This is a genomic window from Janthinobacterium algoris (genome assembly GCF_051380935.1).
In the GTDB taxonomy this organism is placed as follows: Bacteria; Pseudomonadota; Gammaproteobacteria; order Burkholderiales; family Burkholderiaceae_D; genus Janthinobacterium.
On the sequence record NZ_JBNYXZ010000007.1, the window covers coordinates 163,833 to 183,863 of the forward strand.

General features: G+C 62.3%; 15 protein-coding genes. 8 read left to right on the forward strand and 7 right to left on the reverse strand.

Features of this window, described 5'->3' with window-relative positions; translation table 11 throughout:
* The first annotated feature begins 160 nt into the window (after positions 1-160).
* On the forward strand, positions 161-2,716 hold the full coding sequence (gene rpoD / locus ACQ4W7_RS12700) for an RNA polymerase sigma factor RpoD (RefSeq protein WP_436530860.1): 2,556 nt from the start codon (positions 161-163) through the stop codon (positions 2,714-2,716).
* Positions 2,717-2,787: 71 nt separating this feature from the next.
* On the opposite strand, the gene ACQ4W7_RS12705 is transcribed toward rpoD, so the two are convergent.
* The 3 genes from ACQ4W7_RS12705 to ppc all read right to left on the reverse strand — a co-directional run bounded on the left by ACQ4W7_RS12705 (position 2,788) and on the right by ppc (position 8,803).
* On the reverse strand, positions 2,788-3,927 hold the full coding sequence (locus ACQ4W7_RS12705) for an HAF repeat-containing protein (RefSeq protein WP_436530862.1): 1,140 nt from the start codon (positions 3,925-3,927) through the stop codon (positions 2,788-2,790).
* Between the two features lie 55 nt (positions 3,928-3,982).
* Positions 3,983-5,776 carry a PAS domain-containing sensor histidine kinase gene (locus tag ACQ4W7_RS12710; protein WP_436530864.1) on the reverse strand — a complete coding sequence of 598 codons (1,794 nt, stop codon included), beginning with the start codon at positions 5,774-5,776 and terminating at the stop codon, positions 3,983-3,985.
* 177 nt (positions 5,777-5,953) lie between these two features.
* Positions 5,954-8,803: a phosphoenolpyruvate carboxylase gene (ppc, locus tag ACQ4W7_RS12715; protein ID WP_426072392.1), complete on the reverse strand. Its 2,850-nt coding sequence runs from the start codon at positions 8,801-8,803 to the stop codon at positions 5,954-5,956.
* Positions 8,804-9,121: 318 nt separating this feature from the next.
* Between ppc and hemC the strand changes: the two genes are divergently transcribed.
* From hemC to ppa, 5 genes are all read left to right on the forward strand, one after another.
* A complete protein-coding gene (gene hemC / locus ACQ4W7_RS12720) occupies positions 9,122-10,102 on the forward strand; it encodes a hydroxymethylbilane synthase (RefSeq protein ID WP_426072553.1) in 981 nt (326 codons plus the stop codon).
* Positions 10,095-10,877 carry a uroporphyrinogen-III synthase gene (locus ACQ4W7_RS12725; RefSeq protein ID WP_436530867.1) on the forward strand — a complete coding sequence of 261 codons (783 nt, stop codon included), beginning with the start codon at positions 10,095-10,097 and terminating at the stop codon, positions 10,875-10,877. The genes hemC and ACQ4W7_RS12725 overlap by 8 nt, the downstream gene beginning before the upstream one ends.
* A complete protein-coding gene (locus ACQ4W7_RS12730) occupies positions 10,874-12,022 on the forward strand; it encodes a uroporphyrinogen-III C-methyltransferase (RefSeq protein ID WP_426072390.1) in 1,149 nt (382 codons plus the stop codon). Before ACQ4W7_RS12725 ends, ACQ4W7_RS12730 begins: the two co-directional genes overlap by 4 nt.
* 4 nt (positions 12,023-12,026) lie before the next feature.
* Entirely contained in the window at positions 12,027-13,223 is a 1,197-nt protein-coding gene (locus ACQ4W7_RS12735; RefSeq protein WP_436530869.1) for a heme biosynthesis protein HemY, read from the forward strand.
* Positions 13,224-13,779: 556 nt separating this feature from the next.
* Complete coding sequence (gene ppa / locus ACQ4W7_RS12740) at positions 13,780-14,322, forward strand: inorganic diphosphatase (protein ID WP_101480430.1); 543 nt, start codon at positions 13,780-13,782, stop codon at positions 14,320-14,322.
* 51 nt (positions 14,323-14,373) lie between these two features.
* Here ppa and ACQ4W7_RS12745 read toward each other — a convergent pair whose 3' ends face one another.
* Positions 14,374-15,507, reverse strand: a complete 1,134-nt coding sequence (locus tag ACQ4W7_RS12745) for a GNAT family N-acetyltransferase (protein WP_436531021.1) — start codon at positions 15,505-15,507, stop codon at positions 14,374-14,376.
* 90 nt (positions 15,508-15,597) lie between these two features.
* On the opposite strand from ACQ4W7_RS12745, the gene ACQ4W7_RS12750 reads away from it, so the two are divergent.
* On the forward strand, positions 15,598-17,214 hold the full coding sequence (locus ACQ4W7_RS12750) for an NAD+ synthase (protein WP_436530872.1): 1,617 nt from the start codon (positions 15,598-15,600) through the stop codon (positions 17,212-17,214).
* Positions 17,215-17,255: 41 nt separating this feature from the next.
* Complete coding sequence (locus tag ACQ4W7_RS12755; protein ID WP_034758685.1) at positions 17,256-17,594, forward strand: P-II family nitrogen regulator; 339 nt, start codon at positions 17,256-17,258, stop codon at positions 17,592-17,594.
* Between the two features lie 25 nt (positions 17,595-17,619).
* On the opposite strand, the gene ACQ4W7_RS12760 is transcribed toward ACQ4W7_RS12755, so the two are convergent.
* The 3 genes from ACQ4W7_RS12760 to trxB form a co-directional block, all read right to left on the reverse strand.
* Positions 17,620-18,249 (reverse strand): trimeric intracellular cation channel family protein, encoded by a 630-nt coding sequence (locus tag ACQ4W7_RS12760; RefSeq protein ID WP_034758680.1) that lies wholly within the window; start codon positions 18,247-18,249, stop codon positions 17,620-17,622.
* A gap of 123 nt (positions 18,250-18,372) precedes the next feature.
* Complete coding sequence (locus ACQ4W7_RS12765) at positions 18,373-19,047, reverse strand: Smr/MutS family protein (protein WP_436530874.1); 675 nt, start codon at positions 19,045-19,047, stop codon at positions 18,373-18,375.
* Between the two features lie 7 nt (positions 19,048-19,054).
* Entirely contained in the window at positions 19,055-20,008 is a 954-nt protein-coding gene (gene trxB / locus ACQ4W7_RS12770) for a thioredoxin-disulfide reductase (RefSeq protein WP_436530876.1), read from the reverse strand.
* Positions 20,009-20,031: the final 23 nt, after the last annotated feature.

The window sequence follows — 20,031 nt, forward strand, 5'->3', positions numbered from 1 at the left end:
CCGCCGCTGGATGCGCGGGCTTTGAACGTCCCGATAGACAGGCGCCGCTGCCTTTGACGGCAGCCGCAACAACACGCTCCATCGAGTCCGGTTTCGCAGGCTTAGGTGGAATCATTCACTTCGCGCCGACACTATCTGGTCTCGCATTAAGAGATATCTCATGAAGAATACGCCAAAAACTTTAACGTTGTCCGCCAAGGCGCCACGCCCAGCCGCGGCACCACTTGCCGTACCCAAAACGACTTTATCTTACTTCATCGATAATGCGCAAGCGAATCCGGAAGCCACCGTCACGACGGCGCCCACCGTCGTCACCGTGGTAAAGAAAAGCCGTTCGCGCCTGGCTGCCGTGCCACCGGCCGAGTCGGCTGCGGAAGCGGCCGTCAGCGCGCCAGACGCGGAGGCCGTTGCCGAGGTCGCCGACGCCGACGCCGCATCGGCGAAGGCCCCAAGCGTGAAGATCGCCCCTGGCGCCAAGGCCCCGGCCGCGCCACGCAAGGTTAGCGAAAGCGCCGCCACGAATAAAGTGGTGACGGCTGCCCGTTCGAAAGTCGTGCGCGCCAAGCCCGAAGCGGCGCCCGTGACCATCATCACCGGCGCGCAAGTGGTCAGCAAGACCACGGACGCCGATGCCCTGGCCGCCATCGATACCTCGAATTACTTCTTGCCGACCGTCAAGGTGCCGGGCCGCCGTGGCCGCAAACCAAGCGAATTTACGCCGGAAAACGATGAAGTGGCTGCACTCAACGCCGTCGAGCGCGCCGAACTGAAGGCCGTGTCGAAAGCGCGCGACCGCAAGGCCAAGGGCGGCCTGGCGGATGCGCTCGGTGATCCGGAAGCCTCGGCAGCGGACCTGGAACGCCGCCGCAAGCAGATCACGGGCTTGATCAATATGGGCAAGGAACGCGGTTTCCTGACCTATGCCGAGATCAATGACCAATTGCCGGAAAACATCATCGATCCGGAAGCCATCGAAGGCATCATCGCCACCTTCAACGACATGGGCATCGCTGTCTACGAGCGCGCCCCTGACGCGGAAAGCTTGTTGTTGACCGACAACGTCGCCACCGTCACCAGCGACGATGAAGTGGAAGCGGCTGCCGCTACCGCCCTGTCGACCGTCGACTCCGACTTCGGCCGCACCACCGACCCCGTGCGCATGTACATGCGTGAAATGGGCGCCGTGGCGCTGCTGACGCGCGAAGGCGAGATCGAGATCGCCAAGCGCATCGAAGGCGGCTTGAAAGACATGATCCAGGCGATTTCCGCCTGCCCCACCACCATCGGCGAAATCGTTGCCCTGTCGCAAAAAATCGCGCGCGACGAAATCAAGGTCGATGAAGTGGTCGATGGCTTTGTTGACTTGAACGAAAGCAATGCCCCGGCACCAGCCGCTGCCCCAGCGCCCGTCGCCGCCAGCGGTGACGACGAGGAAGAGGAAGAAGAAGCCGAGGAAGAAGACGGCGACGCCAATGGCGGCGCGGCCGGTTTCTCCAGCGAGCAATTGGCGCAACTGAAAAAGAATGCGTTGGAGAAATTCAACGTCATTTCGACGCAGTACGACAAGATGCGCAAGGCGCCCGAGGGTTACAACTCGAAAGCCTACATCAAGGCGCAGGAAGCCATCTCGCAGGAATTGCTGGGCATCCGCTTCACGGCCAAGGTCGTGGAAAAGTTGTGCGACACGCTGCGTGGCCAGATGGAAGAAGTGCGCCACATCGAGCGCGCCGTGCTGGAGCTGTGCGTGAACAAATGCGGCATGCCGCGCGCCCACTTCATCAAGGTGTTCCCGGGTAATGAATGCGACCTGGAATGGGTCGACCGCGAAGTCGATTGCAAGTATCCGTACAGCGCCATCCTCAGCCGCAACGTGCCTGCCGTCAAGGAACTGCAAAAAAAGATGATCGACCTGCAAGCGCGCGTGGCACTGCCGCTGGCTGACTTGCGCAAGATCAACAAGCAGATGGCGGCCGGCGAAAAGCGTGCGCGTCATGCGAAACGCGAAATGACGGTCGCCAACTTGCGTCTGGTCATCTCGATCGCCAAGAAATACATCAACCGCGGCTTGCAATTCCTCGACTTGATCCAGGAAGGCAACATCGGCTTGCTGAAGGCAGTCGATAAATTCGAATACCGCCGCGGCTACAAATTCTCGACCTACGCCACCTGGTGGATCCGTCAGGCCATCACGCGTTCGATCGCCGACATGGCCCGCACCATCCGCGTGCCGGTGCACATGATCGAAACGATCAACAAGATGAACCGCATCTCGCGCCAGATCATGCAGGAAACGGGCAGCGAGCCGGACTTGGCGACCTTGGCCGTCAAGATGGAAATGCCGGAAAACAAGGTGCGCGAGATCATGAAGATCGCCAAAGAGCCGATTTCCATGGAAACGCCGATGGGCGAAGATGGCGATTCGCAACTGGGCGACTTCATCGAAGACAACACCACCCTGGCACCGCTGGACGCCGCATTGCACGCGTCGATGCGCAACGTGATCAAGGAAGTGCTGGATTCGCTGACGCCGCGCGAAGCGAAAGTGCTGCGCATGCGTTACGGCGTGGAAATGTCGAACGACCACACGCTGGAAGAAGTGGGCAAGCAGTTCGACGTGACGCGCGAGCGTATCCGCCAGATCGAAGCGAAAGCCATGAGCAAGCTGCGCCAGCCTTCGCGTTCGGACAAGTTGAAGACGTTCCTGACGCAAAACTAAGTGCGCGACTAAGCATTTGGCAAGAAAAAAGAGGCGCAAGCCTCTTTTTTTACGTCCGTCGCGTGCCTTGCCTACATAGAACGGGTACGCGCTCCCAGCAGGCCCATGCGATAGTTGCGCTGCAATTTGTACAGCACCACGCCGCTGGCGGAGATGAGGATGGTGATCACCAGCCAGTCCAATGGATTGCTGCGGTGCGGTGCGGGAGCCGCTTGCGACGGTACGGCGAAGGCCTGGAATTTATGTCCCGTATAGATGGCGCCGACCACCAGGCCCGCATCGGTGATCTTGTTGGTCAGGTACAGGCCGTCGTCGCGCCGGCGCACCGTCATCACGCCTTCCTTGTAGACAAAGGTCATCGGTTCAAAGCCGTTGATATTGACGCTGCCGACGACATGTCCGGCCGCGTTGACGGCCGTGGCGTAGCTGTCGCCCTGACCGATCAGGGCGCCCAGGTCGAGCATGCGCTTGCCGTCCCAGGCAAAGGCGTGCCAGCGGCGCTTCGCCGTTTCCGAAGCGCCCACGATCAGGCCAGCGTCATTGATGGCGGTGGCTGAACTGATGCGTCCGCCGGGCAGAGTGCCGATTTCCTGCATGCCCGTGCCGGGGCGGTAGACGAAGGCGCGGCGGTAGCCGTCGCCGCGCTGCGCCGTGCCCACCACCACGCCATGGTTGTTCAGGCCGCTGGCATAGCTGCTGGCGCCGCCCAGGGTGCCCAGGTCCTGCAGGCTGTGGTCGGCTTTCGTGACAAAGGCGTGGAAATCGCCGCCGCTGGTATCGGCATAGCCGGCAATCGAGCCGCCGCGCGTGATGGCCGTGGCATAGCTGCTGGTGCCGCCCAGGGTGCCCAGGTCGCGCATGCCGCCCGCTGCTTCAAAGCGGAATGCATGCCAGGCGCCACTGGGCGTCTGCGCCGAGCCCACCACCACGCCATGGGTATTGATGGCCTTGGTGAAACCTTCATTGCCACCCAGGGTGCCCAGTTCGCGGATGCGGCCATGCTGATAGGTCACGGCGCGGCGCCGTCCTTCTTCCTCCATGATGATGCCGGCCACCAGGCCGGCCGGGTTCAGGTCGGACGCGATGCTGCCATTGCCATCTTTTTCACCAAAGCCGCGTTCGGCATTGATGGTGGCGCTGGAGCTGGGAACGGCGGCTAGCAGGAGCAGGCCGAGCAGTGGAGCGGGAAAGCAGGCGAACCGTGGCGGCATGATAGTTTCCTCAAAGAAAAAACTTACTATACTTTTTTATGGCATAAATACATACCTAATTTACTACTTTTTTTAGTAATTTTTGTATTTCGTCATTATTGGCTGGCGCGGCTGCCTGCTGCGGCAGGTGGATGGCCAGCGCCGTGCCCCGGCCCGCCTGGCTGTCGATGCGCAGTTCCCCGCCCAGCGCGTGGACACGTTCGCGTATGCTTTTCAGGCCGAAGGCGGTCCGCTTGCCGTGGTCGCCCGGCTGCATGCCGATGCCGTTGTCGCTGATGCGCAGCACGATGGCGTCCGTATCTTGCGCCAGCGCCACTTCCACTTCGCTGGCCTGGGCGTGGCGCACGATGTTCGACAGCGATTCCTGCAGCACGCGGAAGATGGCCGACGTCTGGCGCTGGTCCAGGCCCAGGTCGGGCGCCTCGCTGTCGAGCGTGAGCCGGTAGCGGATGGCGCCACGGCCCTCCATCTGGCGGATCAGCCATTCGGCTGCCGGGCCCAGTCCCAGCGCCAGCGCGCTGGGATGCAAGTCATTGATGATGGTGCGCACCGAGCGGATGGTGGCGTCGATGGTGTCGAGCACGCGCTGCGCATGACGGTGCAGGCGCGGGTGGGTCTTAGCCGTGCGCGCGTGCAGCAGCGACACGTCGATGCGCAGCACCATCAGGTTTTGGCCCAGGTCGTCATGAATGTCGAGCGCGATGCGGCGCCTTTCCTCTTCCTTGATGGTCTGCTGGTGGTCGGTCAGTTCGCGCAGCTGGGCCAGGGTGCGCTGCAGGTTTTCCTCGTTGCGCTTGCTTTCCGTGATGTCGATGCCCATGGCGATGATCATCTGCGGCCGGCCTTGTGCATCGAAGATGGGTTTTTTATGCGTCTGCAGCAGACGGTTTTCCTGCAGCCGCGCATTCCACACCAGTTCTTCGCGGATCACCACCTTGCGGCTGGCAAACGCCTCCTGGTCCGCCGCGTGGAATCCCTGCGTCTGGTCCGCAGGAAAGTGCTGCACGTCGCGTCCTTCGGCGATATCCTGGAATTGCACGCCCCATTGCTGCTCGCAGGCCTGGTTCATCAGCAGCATGCGCGAATCGGCATCTTTCAGGAACAGCGACAGGGGCATCATGGAAATGATGTCCTGCAGCCGCTCTTCGCTACGCGCCAGGGCCGCTTCCGTTTGCGCGCGCATGGCGATTTCCGCGGACAACTGGAGATTGACATCGAGCAGCTGGGCCGTGCGCAGGGCCACGCGGCTTTCCAGCTCCGCATGGGCCAGGCTCAACGCGTGCTCGGCCCGCTTATGTTCCGTGATGTCGCTGGCCATGACCAGTGCGCCTGTCAAGCTGCCGTGCCGGTCGTACAGGCGGCGTCCGCTGAGCATTGCCCAGCGCTCCGTGCCGTCGCCATGCCGGTACTGCAGTTCGCCCATGCAGCTATCCTTCACCGTTTGGCGCAGCGGACACAGGCGCAGCAAGGTGGCCTCGTCGTGGAATTCGTCCATGGAGTGGTCCAGCAGATGTTCGGCGGGAACGCCCAGCATGTCGCACAGGCGCTGGTTGACGTACAGGATGCGGCCGTGCGCATCCGTTTGCCACATGCCGTCCTGCGCCGTTTCGCTCAGGTGCTGGTAGCGCATGAGGCTTTCGTCGAGCTGCGCGCGCGTCATGGCGAGGTGGCTGCGCAGCTTGCGCATGAGCCAGATGACCGCGCCGGCGGCAGCGGCCAGCAGCAAGGCCAGCCAGACATGCTCCCAGAAGTCGAGCTCTTGCCAGGCCACGCCGGCCACCCAGCCCAGCATGATCAGGATAAGGGCGGCGCATGCCGCGCCCAGTGTTTCAATCGACCATTTGCTCATCCGCGTCCCTGGCGTCATGGTTGGCCGCTGCGGTGCGCATGAGGCCGCAGTGGGAAAGGTGTCAACCGCTAGTGTAATACCAATTGTTGCTTTCTTGAGAATATTTTGCCATCGAGCAAGCAAAAGGGCCGGCCCTTGCGGTGCCGGCCCCTGCCTGCCAAAGGTAGCCTGACGCGATCAGCCCGTGTTGCGCAGGCCCGCCGCCACGCCATTGATGGACAGCTGGATGCCGCGGTGGACCCTTTCGTCGATCTTGCTTTCCGCCGACAGGGCGCGGTTGCGCTTGATCAATTCCACCTGCAAGTGGTTCAGCGGATCGAGATAGGCGAAGCGGTTCTGGATCGAACGGGCCAGCAGCGGATTGCCCGCCAGGCGCTCGGTGTTGCCAGTGATCAGCTCCAGGCAGCGCAAGGTGTTGCCATGCTCGTCTGTGATGCTTTTGTAGATGCGTTCGCGCAAGTCCTGGTCTGCCACCAGTTCCGCATAGCGCGAGGCAATCGCCAGGTCCGTCTTGGCCAGCACCATGTCCATGTTCGACAGCAGCGTGGCAAAGAAGGGCCATTCGGCGTACATGGCGCGCAGGGTGGCGATCTTGTCATCTTTCGCGGCGCCCGCGTCATCGTTGATCCACGCCTCGATGGCGCTGCCGAAGCCGAACCAGCCCGGCAGCAGCAAGCGGCACTGGCCCCAGGAAAAGCCCCAGGGAATGGCGCGCAAGTCTTCGATGCGCTGGTTGGCCTTGCGCGAGGCGGGGCGTGAACCGAGGTTGAGTTCGGCGATTTCCGCAATCGGCGTGGCCGAGAAGAAATACTCGGTAAAACCCGGCGTTTCATACACCAGGTGGCGGTAGGCGTGGTAGGCGAGGTCCGACAGCTGCGCCATCACGTCTTCGAACTGCGCCAGTTGGCTCGCGTGCGCGGGATTGGCCGCCTGCGGCGCCAGGCTCGCTTCCAGGGTGGCGGCCACCAGCAATTCCAGGTTGCGCCGGCCGATTTCTGCGTTGGAAAACTTCGAGGCGATGATTTCGCCCTGTTCCGTCAGGCGGATCTGGCCGTTGACGGTGCCCGGCGGCTGCGCCAGGATGGCTTCGTAGCTGGGTCCGCCGCCGCGGCCCACAGTGCCGCCACGGCCATGGAACAGGCGCAGCTTGACGCCGGCCTTCTGGAAGTCGGACACCAGCGCCAGTTCCGCCTTGTACAGTTCCCAGTTCGAGGTCAGGAAGCCGCCATCCTTGTTTGAATCGGAATAGCCGAGCATGACTTCCTGCAACTGTCCCTGCTTGGCGATCAATTGCTTGACCAACGGCAAGGCCATGACCTGGCTCATGATGCCGGCCGCGCGCTGCAGGTCGGGGATGGTCTCGAACAGGGGGATGACCATCAGCTCGCAGGTGCTGTCGCCTTCGCCGCCTACCTTCCAATCGGTGCGCAGCAAGCCCGTTTCCTTTTGCAGCAGCAACACTTCCAGCAAATCGGACACGGTTTCCGTGTGCGAAATGATGTAGTTGCGGATGGCCCGCGCGCCGTAGCGCTGGCGGATGTCGCGCGCCGCGCGCAGGATCGCCAGCTCGGAATCGGTTTCCGTGGCGTAGCCGATGTAGGGCGAGTACAGCAGGCGCGGCTGTGCCAGTTCGTTCAGCAGCAGCGCTTGCTTGTCTTCCTCGGACAGGCCCGTGTAGTCGGCGGCCACGCCGCTTTTCGCGAACAAGTCGGCCAGCACTCTTTCGTGCACGTCGGACGTCTGGCGCATGTCCAGCGACGCCAGGTGGAAGCCGAAGATGTCGGCCGCGCGCGCCAGGGTGGCCAGACGCGGGCGCACGAGCGCCGCGCCGTGGTGCGATTCGAGCGAGGCGACGATGGTGCGCAAGTCGGCGACAAACGCGGCCGCGTCGGGATAGGCGGCGGCCGGCCCCACTTCCTTGCGCAGGATGTTGGTGGCGCCCAGCGCGCGCGCCGTGGCGGCCAGGCGCGCATAGATGCCGATCAGGGCACGGCGGTACGGTTCGTCGCTGCGGTGTGGCGAGGCGTCCGGCGACTGGTCGGCCAGCGCTTGCAGTTCGGCGCTCACGCCCACCATCAGGGTCGAGACGGACAATTCCGCACCAAGCGTGTGCACTTCGTCGAGGTAAAAGTCGAGGATGGTGGTGGCGTGGCGCGCCAGCGCATGCTGCATGGTGCCGGCGTTGACGTTGGGGTTGCCGTCGCGGTCGCCGCCGATCCAGCTGCCCATCTGTACGTAGGCGGCGTTGATCGGTTCGATGGTGCCGTCGCCATTCGGGTATTCGGCGGCGATATCGTCTTCGATATCGTCATACAGGCCCGGCAGTTCGCGCAGGAAGGTGATGCGGTAGTAGGACAGGGCGTTTTCGATCTCGTCGGCCACCGTCAGCTTCGAGTAGCGCAGCATGCGCGTCTGCCACAGGGTGGAGACGCGTGAGCGCAGCAGTTGCATGTTGGCTTGCCGTTCTTTCGGCGTCTGTGGCAAGTCGCGCTCGGCCAGCAGGCGGGCGATGTCGTGCTCGGCGTCGAGTATGCTCTTGCGCTGCACTTCCGTCGGGTGGGCCGTCAGCACGGGGGCGATCAGCGCGTCCTGGAAGAAGGTGTCGACGGTCTTGCGGGGCACGCCGGCGGCGCGCAGTTTTTTCAGCGCGAAGCTGACGCTGCCCTTTTGCGCCGGCGAGCCGGCCAGCAGGTGGGCGCGGCGGCGGCGGATGTGGTGTTGATCTTCCGCAATGTTGGCCAGGTGCGAAAAGTAGGAAAAGGCGCGCACCACGGAAATCGTCTGTTCGCGGCTCAGTTCCTTGAGCATGGCGTCGAGTTCCAGCGCGGCGCCCGCGTCCGCTTCGCGGCGGAAGCGCACGGACGTCTGACGTATGGTTTCCACCACATTGAAGACGGCGTCGCCTTCCTGTTCGCGCAGCACGTCGCCCAGCAGGCGGCCCAGCAGGCGGATATCTTCTTTCAGCGGCGCGTCCTTGTCGGAGCCGGCCGCTGTAACTATTTCTGGTGCTACTGCGTCATTGAGCATAATAAAGAACCAAAGTAAGTGTAAAAGCAAGGGAATGTGGATCGCACCGGGCGTTTGGCCGCAGAGGGGAGGGGGCGCATGATAAAATTTGTAGTCTTCAACATGGACGCTAGCCTGACTTGGCCTTCTAGGCAAAGGGATAACGATTATAGCGACGCTTGGCGCCATTTCGATACAAAATGATATCGGACGGGCGAATTGGCAACGCCAATCGCAATGATAATCGCAATGACAATCGCAACCACAATGACAATGACAGCGAAAGAACTTGTTTTGAAAGCATCCGAATTGACCTCGAACGAATTGACGCCGAACGAATTGAAGCTCAAGATTCCCGCCCGACTGGTGATCGCCACGCGCGAGAGCCGTCTTGCCATGTGGCAAGCTGAACACGTGCGCGCACGCCTGGCCGCCCTGTATCCGCAGTGTAGCGTTGAAATTCTCGGCATGACCACACGCGGCGACCAGATTCTGGACCGCGCCCTGTCCAAGGTAGGCGGCAAGGGCCTGTTCGTCAAGGAACTGGAGGTGGCAATGGAAGAAGGCCGCGCCGACCTGGCCGTGCATTCGTTGAAAGACGTGCCGATGGAGTTGCCGGATGGCTTTGCCCTGGCCGCCATCCTCGAGCGCGAAGACCCGCGCGACGCGTTCGTCTCGAACGATTACGCCAGCCTGGCCGAGTTGCCGCATGGCGCCGTTGTCGGCACCAGCAGCTTGCGCCGCCAGTCGCTGATCGCCGCGCGCTATCCGCACCTGACGATTTTGCCCCTGCGCGGCAACCTCGATACGCGTTTGGGCAAGCTGGACCGTGGTGATTACGCCGCCATCATCCTGGCTGCCGCCGGCTTGAAACGCCTGGGCCTGGCGTCGCGCATCCGCGCCGTGCTGGCGCCGGAAGACAGCTTGCCGGCCGCCGGGCAAGGCGCCATGGCGATCGAGATCCGCAGCGGGCGCGTCGATGGCGCCGACCTGGTACGCCTGCTGGCGCCGTTGAATCACATGGCCACGGCCCAAGCCGTGACGGCCGAACGCAAGGTGTCGAAGATCTTCGGCGGCAGCTGCCAGATTCCACTGGCCGCGTTCGCAACAATCGATGGCGAACAGATGCGTTTGCGCGCCATGGTCGCCACGCCCGACGGCGCGCGCATGGCCAGCGCCGATGTCAGTGGCCCGGCCGTTGCGCCGGAACAGCTGGGCGAACAGGTGGCCGAACTGCTGCGTGGACAAGACGCTGCCGGCATCCTCGCCTCGTGTGCCGTCACGCCCGACAACCATGAAGGCTTGGCGCCGCATGCCTGACACCGTGGTGATCACGCGGCCCGCGGCGCAAGCGGGGCCGCTGGCCGCCAAAATCGCGGCGCTGGGCTGGCCCGTGACCTTGCTGCCGTTGCTGGAAATCCACGCGCTTGACGGCGAAGAGGAATGCGCGCAGTTGCAAGCCGTGCTGGCGCGCCTGGGGGAGTACAACCTGGTGGCGTTTGTCTCGCCCAATGCCATCGACTGCGTCTTTGCGCACCTGCCCGCCTGGCCCTCCGGCCTGCCGCTGGCCGTGGTGGGCGAGGGCAGCCGCCTGGCATTGGGAGTGCATGGCGTCACGGATGCCAACGCGACCATCACCAGTCCGCTCGACACGGCGCGCAGCGATTCCGAACATTTGCTGCTGGCACTGGACTTGCCGGCCCTGCGCGGCAAGCGCGTGCTGATCGTGCGCGGCGATGGCGGACGCGATTACCTGGCCGACGGCTTGCGCGCCGCCGGTGCCGAAGTCGAGTTCGTCACAGCCTACCGCCGCAAGGTACCAACGCTGACGCCGGCCTTGCGGGCGACCCTGGAAAAGTTGTTGCAGCATAATAATGACTGGATCATCACCAGCTCGGAAGCGCTGCGCGGTTTACTGGCGCTGCTCGAGGAACTGGATGGCAAAAAGATAGCTGTTGTGAAAATGCAACAGCAGCATCTGATCGTGCTGCACGCCCGCATTGCACAAACGGCGGCGGCCCTGGGTTTTGCCCGTGTCACCTTGACAGGATCAGGCGACGCAGGAGTGCTTGCCGCGTTACAATCACGATCATGAACGAAATGCCTACACTCTCCGAACCGAATGCAACGCCTGGCAGCGCCGTGAAGACGGCGCCGCAGGCGGCCGACCAACCCGCTGGCCGCGCGACTAGCCTGCTCGAACAGCTGCAAAAGCCCATGAGCATTGCCGTCATCGTGCTGGCTGTGCTGCTGGCTGCGCAAAGCTGGTCGACCAGCAAGCAAATCCGCAACCTGCGCGAAGAAGTGGCCAAGCGTCTGCAAAAGGGCGATGTCAGCAACGCCGAAACGGGCGTGCTGGCGCGCAACGTGCAAGAAGGCACGAAAGAGCTGGAAATCAAGGTGGGCGCGCTGGAAAACCGCCAGAGCGAAACGCAAAGCCAGCAGCTGGCCCTGGAACAACTGTATAACGACTTGTCGAAGAACCGCGACGAGTGGGCGCTGACGGAAATCGAGCAAGTACTGTCGACGGCCAGCCAGCAGCTGCAACTGGCCGGCAACGTGCCCGGCGCGCTGATCGCGCTGCAAAATGCGGACCGCAGCCTGTCGCGCTCGGACAAGCCGCAATTCATCACCATCCGCCGCGCCATCGGGCGCGACATGGAAAAACTCAAGGCTTTGCCCAGCGTCGATTCGACGGGCGTGGCCTTGCGCCTCGATGCCGTGATCGCTCAGGTCGACGCCCTGCCGATGCTGTCCGACGAAACGCCGGCCTTGCCGGCCGCGCCGGAAAAACCGGGCAAGGCCAAGCCAGTGCGCGATGCTAGCGGCAAGTTGGTGGGTCCACCGGCACCGGAACCGCTGCTGCAAAAAGTGCGCGACGGCTTCAATACCTGGAGCGGCGACATGTGGGCCGACGTGCGTCAGTTGATCCGCATCCGCCGTGTCGATACGCCGGAAGCGCTGATGCTGTCGCCGACGCAATCGTATTTCTTGCGTGAAAACGTCAAGCTGCGCCTGCTCAATGCCCGCATGGCTTTGTTATCGCGCAATGAAACCGCCTTTAGGAATGATCTGATCGCCGCGCAGGATGCGCTGGCCAAGTATTTCGACACCCGCGCCAAGAGCACGCAGACGGCGCAAGCCTTGCTGCGTCAAGTGCAGGGCAGCAACCTGGCCATCGAAATGCCAACCTTGTCCGACAGTCTGACGGCTGTGCGCAACTACAAAGCGAAGTCCTGAGCCCATGCGTCTATTTCTCTGGTTACTCGCCCTGATGGCCGCAGCGATCGGTATCGCCGTGACGGCCCGTTTCAACCCCGGCAACGTGGTGCTGTTCTATCCACCTTACCGCATCGACTTGTCGCTGAACTTCTTCCTGTTGCTGCAGGTGGTGCTGTTCGTGCTGCTGTACCTGCTGGTGCGCGCCGTGCGCGCCACCGTGCGCATGCCGGCGCAAGTGGCGGCCTACCGCCAGCGCAAGCGTGAGCGCGATGGCAACAAGGGCTTGCGCGAAGCCTTGAAAGCCCTGTTCGAAGGCCGTTTCGGCCATGCCGAGAAGGCCGCCTTGCGCGCCGCTGAACTGGAAGAAAACGCCGGCCTGGCCGCGCTGATCGGCGCGCGCGCCGCGCACCGCATGCGCCAGTCCGAGCGCCGCGACAGCTGGCTGGCCCGTGTCGAAGGCGATGCCAGTCTGAAGACGGCCCGTCTGATGACGGTGACGGAATTGCTGGTCGACGACCACCAGCCGGAAGCGGCCCTGGCCGCCGTGCGCGAACTCAATGCCAGCGGCACGCGCCATATCCACGCCCTGCAATGGTCGTTGAAAGCCGAGCAGCAGGCGAAGAACTGGCCGGAAGTGCTGCGCCTCGTGCGTTCGCTCGACAAGCACCGCGCCCTGCATCCGGCCCTGTCGTCGCGCCTGCGCGAACTGGCCTACGAGCATTTGCTGTCCGACCCATCGCATGACGCTGAATCCTTGATGCGCGTGTGGTCTACCGTGCCAAGCAGCGACCGGGTGAAGCCGTACATCGCCTGCCGCGCCGCCACGGCCCTGAATGCGCGCGGCCTGCATGACGAAGCGCGCCTCGTGTGCGAAGAATCGCTGGCCGCCGACTGGGACGACCGCGTCGTGCGCGCCTACCGCGAAGCGGCGGCCCCAAGTGGCACGCCGGCCCTGTTGCTGCAGATCGAGCATTGCGAGCAATGGATGAAACAGCGTCCGCTGGACGCGGAACTGGCCCTGACCCTGGGTACCTTGTGCCTCAAGCAAAAACTCTGGGGCAAGGCCCAGCGTCACCTGGAGCAAGCTTTGTCCGACGCGAACGAGCCGCAAATGGTGCGCGATGCCCACCTGAAGCTGGCGCAGATGCACGATGCCTTGCAGCAGACGGAACAGGCCGCCGCGCATTACCGGCAGTGCGCGCTGGCCACCATCCTGTAAGCCAGTTAGTAAGCTGTTTCTCCAGACGTAAAAAAGCCGTTCAGTGCAGACTGAACGGCTTTTTTCGTGCTGCGTCCATGCCAGGCGTACCACGAAAAAAGCCCCGGCAAGTCACCCGCCGGGGCTTGATCTATTGCTGCAAATTCTGGTGGGCCTCCCGTGAGTTGAACCATGGCACCACGGATTATGTGGAGGTGGCAGGGTGGCAGGGTCAGGTCCGCCATTCAGACACAAGCCCAACCATTGCCGCGTTGAACAACGATGATGACCTGTCGCGTACTCGATTGCGAATACAAGGTTGACGGCAAGCAAACTACGTAACGTCTCTTATGCACTCCGTACTGCCATAAATAGGAATGTGTGAAAAGAAGCAGCAAGCCTTCTGAACGACCAAACTTTGCGATGCTTGTCTCGCGATCTGCATAGTGCGGGCCGTGCATGGCATTGTTGTTGGCGTGAGGCACAAAACGCAGGCGGGCCGCTGCTGCATCGCACAAACTGCCTGTACTTCGCTATAATTACGCGGTTAAAACACAATCCGCTAATGAGGAACCCCATGAGTTTGAATAACGTCTCTTCCGGCCGCGACCTGCCGAACGATTTCAACGTCGTCATCGAAATCCCGATGAATGCCGATCCGATCAAGTACGAAGTCGACAAGGAAAGCGGCGCGATTTTCGTCGATCGCTTCATGGGTACCGCCATGCATTACCCGTGCAACTATGGCTATGTGCCTAACACCCTGTCGCCGGACGGCGACCCGGTCGACGTGCTGGTCATCACCCCGTTTCCGCTGATTCCAGGCGTGGTCGTGCGCTGCCGCCCTATCGGCGTGCTGAAAATGACCGATGAGTCGGGCGAAGACGCTAAAGTGCTGGCCGTGCCAGTCGACAAGGTCCTGTCGATCTACAGCCACTGGCAAAAGCCGGAAGACTTGAACGAACTGCGCTTGCGCCAGATCCAGCATTTCTTTGAGCACTACAAAGATCTGGAAAAAGGCAAATGGGTCAAGATCGACGGCTGGTATGGTCCTGACGTGGCCAAGGAAGAAATTCTGAACGGCGTTGCCGCGTTCAAGAAAGATGCTGAAAAAGCATAAGAGCACCCAGTAAAAAAACGCTCCCCGCCAGCCATGGCCGGGAGCGTTTTTTTATGCGCGAAACGGACTGTGTTCATTCAATTCATCAAGGTAGGCATCGATGCCGCCCCGCTCGCGCTCAAGGAAGCGTTGCACGGCGTCGGCAAAGGCCGGGTGGGCCAGCCAGTGGGCGGACCAGGTCTTTTGCGGCAGGAAGCCCCGCGCCATCTTGTGCTCGCCCTGCGCGCCCCCTTCGAAGGTGGCGATGCCGTTGGCGATGCAAAATTCCAGCGGCTGGTAGTACGCCGTCTCGAAATGCAAACAGGGCACGTGTTCGAGCGCGCCCCAGTAGCGGCCATACAGGGTGTGGGACGTGTGGATCACCAGCGAGGCGGCAATGGCCCGGCCTTCGCGTTCGGCGATCACCAGCAGGATGTTCTGCGGCATGCTGGCACCGATGCGCCGGAAGAAGTCCAGCGATAGATAGGGCGACGAGCGGTGTTCCGCATAGGTATTGCTGTAGCAGCGATGGAACAGTTGCCAGTCGGCGTACGTCGCCTCCACGCCGCGCACCTGGCGCAGCGTCACGCCCGCTTCCTGTACCTTGCGCCGCTCGGCGCGGATATTCTTGCGCTTCTTGTGTTCCAGGGTGGCGAGGAATTGCTCGAAATTCGTGTAGCCGGGATTGAGCCAGTGAAACTGCACGCCACTACGCATCAGGTAGCCGGCTTGCTCCAGCTGGCGCGCTTCGCTTTCCGGCGGGAACAGGATGTGGCAGGACGAGACGGTGCTGGCTTGCTGCTGTGCCTGCAGGAAGGCCAGCAGGGCGGCGCGCGCCTCGCCATCGCGTGCCAGCAAGCGCGCGCCGCTGACGGGCGTAAACGGTATCGCGGACAACAGTTTCGGGTAATATTCAAGGCCATGCTGCTGATACGCCTCGGCCCAGGCCCAGTCGAACACGTATTCGCCATACGAGTGCAGCTTCAGGTACAGGGGCAGGGCGGCGGCCAGGGTCTCGCCTTGCCATAGCACCAGGTAATTCGGCTGCCAGCCCGTGTCCGCGCTGGCGCAACCGGACTCGTGCAGTGCGTGCAGAAAGGCGTAGGAAAGGAAGGGATTCGCGTCCGCCTGGCTTGCCAAGAGTTCAGACCAGGCCGCTTCGCCAATATCAGCCAGAGTAGAGACGATAGCCGTGCGATAATTCATTGTTGTAGTGTGCATTCATCACTCTCGGGGCGCCACCGTCGGTCTGCGCGCCCCTGTCTTGTTTAATAGAACGAAATATCCATCATCATCATGACAGTCAAAGTCGCAATTGCTCAAATGAATAGTACGGTCGGCGATCTGGCCGGCAACCGTGCCAAGATCTTCGACCTTTCCCGCCGCGCGTTCGAGGCGGGCGCCGATATCGTGCTCACGCCGGAACTGTCGCTGGTTGGCTATCCACCCGAGGACCTGTTGCTGCGCAATGCATTCTACGCAAAAACGCAGGAAGCGTTTGCGGGGCTGGCCTTGGAACTGGCCCAGTTCAAGGATTTGCACGTGGTGGTGGGCTTGCCGCTGCAAGACGAGAAGGGCGTGCGCCACAATGCCGCCTCCGTGCTGCTGAACGGCGAAGTGCTGGGTACCTACCGCAAGCATGACTTGCCGAACACGACCGTTTTCGATGAAAAGCGTTACTTCACGTCGTCGGACCAGGCTTTCGTGTTTGGCGTGAAGGGTGTGCGCTTCGGCATCAATATCTGTGAAGACACGTGGTTCGAGCATGCACCGATGCGTGCCCGCGCGGCCGGCGCGCAAGTGCTGCTGGTGCCGAACGGCTCGCCGTACCACATGAACAAGCAGCATCTGCGCTATGAAACCATGCGCAAGAATGTCAGCGCGCAAGGCCTGGCCCTGGTGTACGCCAACCTGGTCGGTGGCCAGGATGAGCTGATTTTCGACGGCGACTCATTCGTGATGGATGCGGCCGGCACGATGTGCGCCCAGCTGCGCCATTTCGAGGAAGACTTGCAGCTGGTCGAGTTCGACGGCGCCACGCCCGTGCCGCAGCCGCTGGCCGCGCCGTTGACGACGGAGGCGCAGGTGTACCAGGCGCTGGTGCTGGGCGTGCGCGACTACATAGGCAAGAACGGCTTCCCGGGCGTGCTGATCGGCATGTCGGGCGGCGTCGATTCCGCCCTGACCCTGGCCATCGCCGTCGATGCGCTGGGCGCCGAGAAGGTGCGCGCCGTCATGATGCCATCGCAATTTACGGCCGATATCTCGTGGATCGATTCGCGCGACATGGTAAAACGCCTCAATGTGCGCTACGATGAAATTCCGATCAAGCAAACCTTCGATGCCTTCCGCGCCACCCTGGCTGACGAGTTCGCCGGACTGGCGGAAGACGCGACGGAAGAAAACATCCAGGCGCGCATCCGCGGCACCTTGCTGATGGCCCTGTCGAACAAGCATGGCAGCATCGTGCTGACGACCGGTAACAAGAGCGAGATGGCCGTTGGTTACTGCACCCTGTATGGCGACATGGCGGGCGGCTTTGCCGTCATCAAGGATATCGCCAAGACCCTGGTGTACCGCCTGTGCGCCTGGCGCAACAGTGTGTCGGACGTGATTCCCGAGCGCATCCTGACGCGCGGACCGTCGGCCGAGCTGCGCGCCGACCAGCTGGACCAGGATTCGCTGCCGCCATATGAGGTACTCGACGGCATCATGCAGCTGTACATGGAAGAAAACCGGCCGATCGCCGAGATTGTCGAGGCTGGCTATCCGCCGGCCGATGTGGCCCGGGTCACGCGCCTGATCAAGATCAATGAATACAAGCGGCGCCAGTCGCCGGTGGGCATCCGCGTCACGCACCGTGGCTTCGGCCGCGACTGGCGCTACCCCATCACGTCGAAGTTTTACGAATAAGCAGCCATCTGTCCACAATCCAACAATTTTAAGGAGTAGCCATGAAACAGATTACCGCCATCATCAAACCATTCAAGCTCGACGAAGTACGCGAGGCCCTGGCCGATGTGAATGTGACGGGCTTGACCGTGACTGAAGTGAAGGGCTTTGGCCGCCAGAAAGGCCATACCGAGCTGTACCGTGGCGCCGAGTACGTGGTCGACTTCTTGCCGAAAGTCAAAGTCGAAGTGGTGGTGGATGACAGTGTGTCGGAACTGGTGGTCGACGCCATCATCAAGGCGGCCCGCACGGGCAAGATCGGCGACGGCAAGATCTTCGTGCGCGACGTGGAGCAGGTCATCCGCATTCGCACAGGTGAGACCGGTCCGGACGCAGTCTAAGTTTTCTTGCGGGGGCGGCTAGCCGTCAGCGCCCCAGCCGCATGTCGAATTTCCAGCATATCAGGCGCAAGATCGTGATGCCGCTGGCGCTGGTCCACAGCGCGAAGTCGTGCTCGGCGCCGAAGTGCATTTGCAGCAGGTAGGCCCAGCAGCCGAAAAACGCGCAGATGGCGTAGGGTTTGCCGTCACGAAACACCATCGGCACTTCATTGCAGACGATGTCGCGCATCACGCCGCCAAAAATCCCCGTAATCACCCCCATCATCGAGGCGATGAAGAGCGGCATGCCGGCGCGCGTCGCTTCGGCCACGCCCGCGATGGCGAACATGCCCAGGCCGATGGCGTCGGCAATGACGATCAGGCGTTCGGAGACGATTTGCCGCAAATGCTGGATCAAGGGCGCGGCCGTCAGGGCCAGCACGAAGATGAGAATGGCGTATTCCTGGTGCGAGACCCAGAACAGGGGCCGCTTGTCGAGCAGGATGTCGCGCAAGGTGCCGCCGCCAAACGCCGTAATGAACGCCACGACGAACACGCCGACCAGATCCATGCGCTTGCGGCGCGCTTCGATGAAGCCGGAAAACGCGCCCACCAGGATGGCGATGACCTCAATGATCTTGATCAGCGAGCCAGGCGGCAATTGGGGTGGCATCATGGGCGGAGCGCTAGGACAGGAAATAATTGTCACAGGTTAACATGACACGGCCCCGAATGGTGACAAACGGGGCCGTGTGCGGGGGCTAACTTGTTACTGAATTGTAATATCTTGCTGTCAAGGCTAGCGGATGGGCTGCAGGGCCGCTGAAAGTAAGACTACCAGCGCGCCATCGCCCCCTTCGGAGCGGCGCGCCTGGCAAAAGGCGATGACTTCATCCTTTTGCACCAGCCAGCTATGCACCATCGATTTCAAGACCGGTTCCTGGCCTTTCGAGCCGAAACCCTTGCCGTGGATCACGCGCACGCAGCGCAGCTTGCGCCGCGTCGCCTGGTTCAAAAAGGCGCCGATGCCGTCGCGCGCCTCGTCGCGGCGCAAGCCGTGCAAGTCCAGCTCATCCTGGATGGGCCAGTGGCCCTTGCGCATCTTCTTCACCACGTCCGGTCCCACGCCGGGGCGGGCGTAGTTCAGCGCAGGATCGTTTTCCAGGTAATGGTCGACCTCGAACAAGTCCGACAGCGACTCGCGCAGCACGGCCGCATCGTCCTCGTCCGGCGTGAGCTTGCGCGCCGGCTGCTGGGTGCCTGTCGTACCCGCCTTGGGCAGGCTGGGCACGTAGCGGTCCGATTCGGGCAGGCGCTTGACGCCGCCGATGCTGGCCTTGAACAGATTGCTTTCCACGGCTTGCACCTTGACCTGCTGGGCGCGCTCAGCCGCGGCTTGTGCGCGCGCGTCCGCCTGCTCCTTGAGCTGCTTGCTGACCGCTTTCAGGTCGGCAAAGTCTTTCATCGATGCCATGCGACGCTTACTCCTGGCCTTCCAGGTAGCGCTGGGCGTCCAGTGCTGCCATGCAACCCGTGCCGGCGCTGGTGATAGCCTGGCGGTAGATATGGTCTTGCACGTCGCCGGCGGCGAACACGCCCGGTGCGCTGGTGGAGGTGGCCATGCCTTCCAGGCCCGTCTTGGTCTTGATGTAGCCGTTGTGCATTTCCAGCTGGCCTTCGAAGATGCCCGTGTTCGGCTTGTGGCCGATGGCGATAAACACGCCATGCACGGAGAGCGCTTCGACCTTGCCGTCGATGGTCGACTTGATGTTCAGGCCCGTCACGCCACCTTCGTTGCCCGTCACTTCGTCCAGAGTGTGGTTATATTTCAACACGATCTTGCCTTCGGCAACCTTGGCGTTCAGGCGGTCGATCAGGATGGCTTCGGCGCGGAACTTGTCGCGGCGGTGGATCAGCGTGACTTTATTGGCGATGTTCGACAGGTACAACGCTTCTTCCACGGCCGTATTGCCGCCGCCGACGACGGCTACTTCCTGGTTGCGGTAGAAAAATCCATCGCAGGTGGCGCAGGCGGACACGCCCTTGCCCATGAATTGTGCTTCCGATGGCAGGCCCAGGTATTGCGCGGATGCGCCCGTGGCGATGATCAGCGTGTCGCACGTGTATTCGTGGCTGTCGCCCTTCAGGCGGATCGGTTTTTCGTTGAGGAAGGTGGTGTGGATGTGGTCAAACACGATTTCCGTATTGAAACGCTCGGCGTGCTGCAGCAAACGCTGCATCAAGTCCGGACCTTGCACGCCCATCGGGTCGCCGGGCCAGTTTTCCACGTCGGTGGTGGTCATCAGCTGACCGCCTTGTTCCACGCCGGTGACCAGCATCGGGTTCAGGTTGGCGCGGGCGGCGTAGACGGCGGCGCTGTAGCCGGCTGGGCCGGAGCCGAGGATCAAAACGCGGGCGTGTTTGGTAGTGGTCATGGGAGGCTTCTCTATGAGTGGGG

Bases quoted from the DNA above. Each gene is read 5' to 3' on its own strand.
- rpoD (WP_436530860.1), top strand. From the start codon at position 161: ATGAAGAATACGCCAAAAACTTTAACGTTGTCCGCCAAGGCGCCACGC.
- ACQ4W7_RS12705 (WP_436530862.1), bottom strand. From the start codon at position 3,927: ATGCCGCCACGGTTCGCCTGCTTTCCCGCTCCACTGCTCGGCCTGCTC.
- ACQ4W7_RS12710 (WP_436530864.1), bottom strand. From the start codon at position 5,776: ATGAGCAAATGGTCGATTGAAACACTGGGCGCGGCATGCGCCGCCCTT.
- ppc (WP_426072392.1), bottom strand. From the start codon at position 8,803: ATGCTCAATGACGCAGTAGCACCAGAAATAGTTACAGCGGCCGGCTCC.
- ACQ4W7_RS12725 (WP_436530867.1), top strand. From the start codon at position 10,095: ATGCCTGACACCGTGGTGATCACGCGGCCCGCGGCGCAAGCGGGGCCG.
- ACQ4W7_RS12730 (WP_426072390.1), top strand. From the start codon at position 10,874: ATGAACGAAATGCCTACACTCTCCGAACCGAATGCAACGCCTGGCAGC.
- ACQ4W7_RS12735 (WP_436530869.1), top strand. From the start codon at position 12,027: ATGCGTCTATTTCTCTGGTTACTCGCCCTGATGGCCGCAGCGATCGGT.
- ppa (WP_101480430.1), top strand. From the start codon at position 13,780: ATGAGTTTGAATAACGTCTCTTCCGGCCGCGACCTGCCGAACGATTTC.
- ACQ4W7_RS12745 (WP_436531021.1), bottom strand. From the start codon at position 15,507: ATGAATTATCGCACGGCTATCGTCTCTACTCTGGCTGATATTGGCGAA.
- ACQ4W7_RS12750 (WP_436530872.1), top strand. From the start codon at position 15,598: ATGACAGTCAAAGTCGCAATTGCTCAAATGAATAGTACGGTCGGCGAT.
- ACQ4W7_RS12755 (WP_034758685.1), top strand. From the start codon at position 17,256: ATGAAACAGATTACCGCCATCATCAAACCATTCAAGCTCGACGAAGTA.
- ACQ4W7_RS12760 (WP_034758680.1), bottom strand. From the start codon at position 18,249: ATGATGCCACCCCAATTGCCGCCTGGCTCGCTGATCAAGATCATTGAG.
- ACQ4W7_RS12765 (WP_436530874.1), bottom strand. From the start codon at position 19,047: ATGGCATCGATGAAAGACTTTGCCGACCTGAAAGCGGTCAGCAAGCAG.
- trxB (WP_436530876.1), bottom strand. From the start codon at position 20,008: ATGACCACTACCAAACACGCCCGCGTTTTGATCCTCGGCTCCGGCCCA.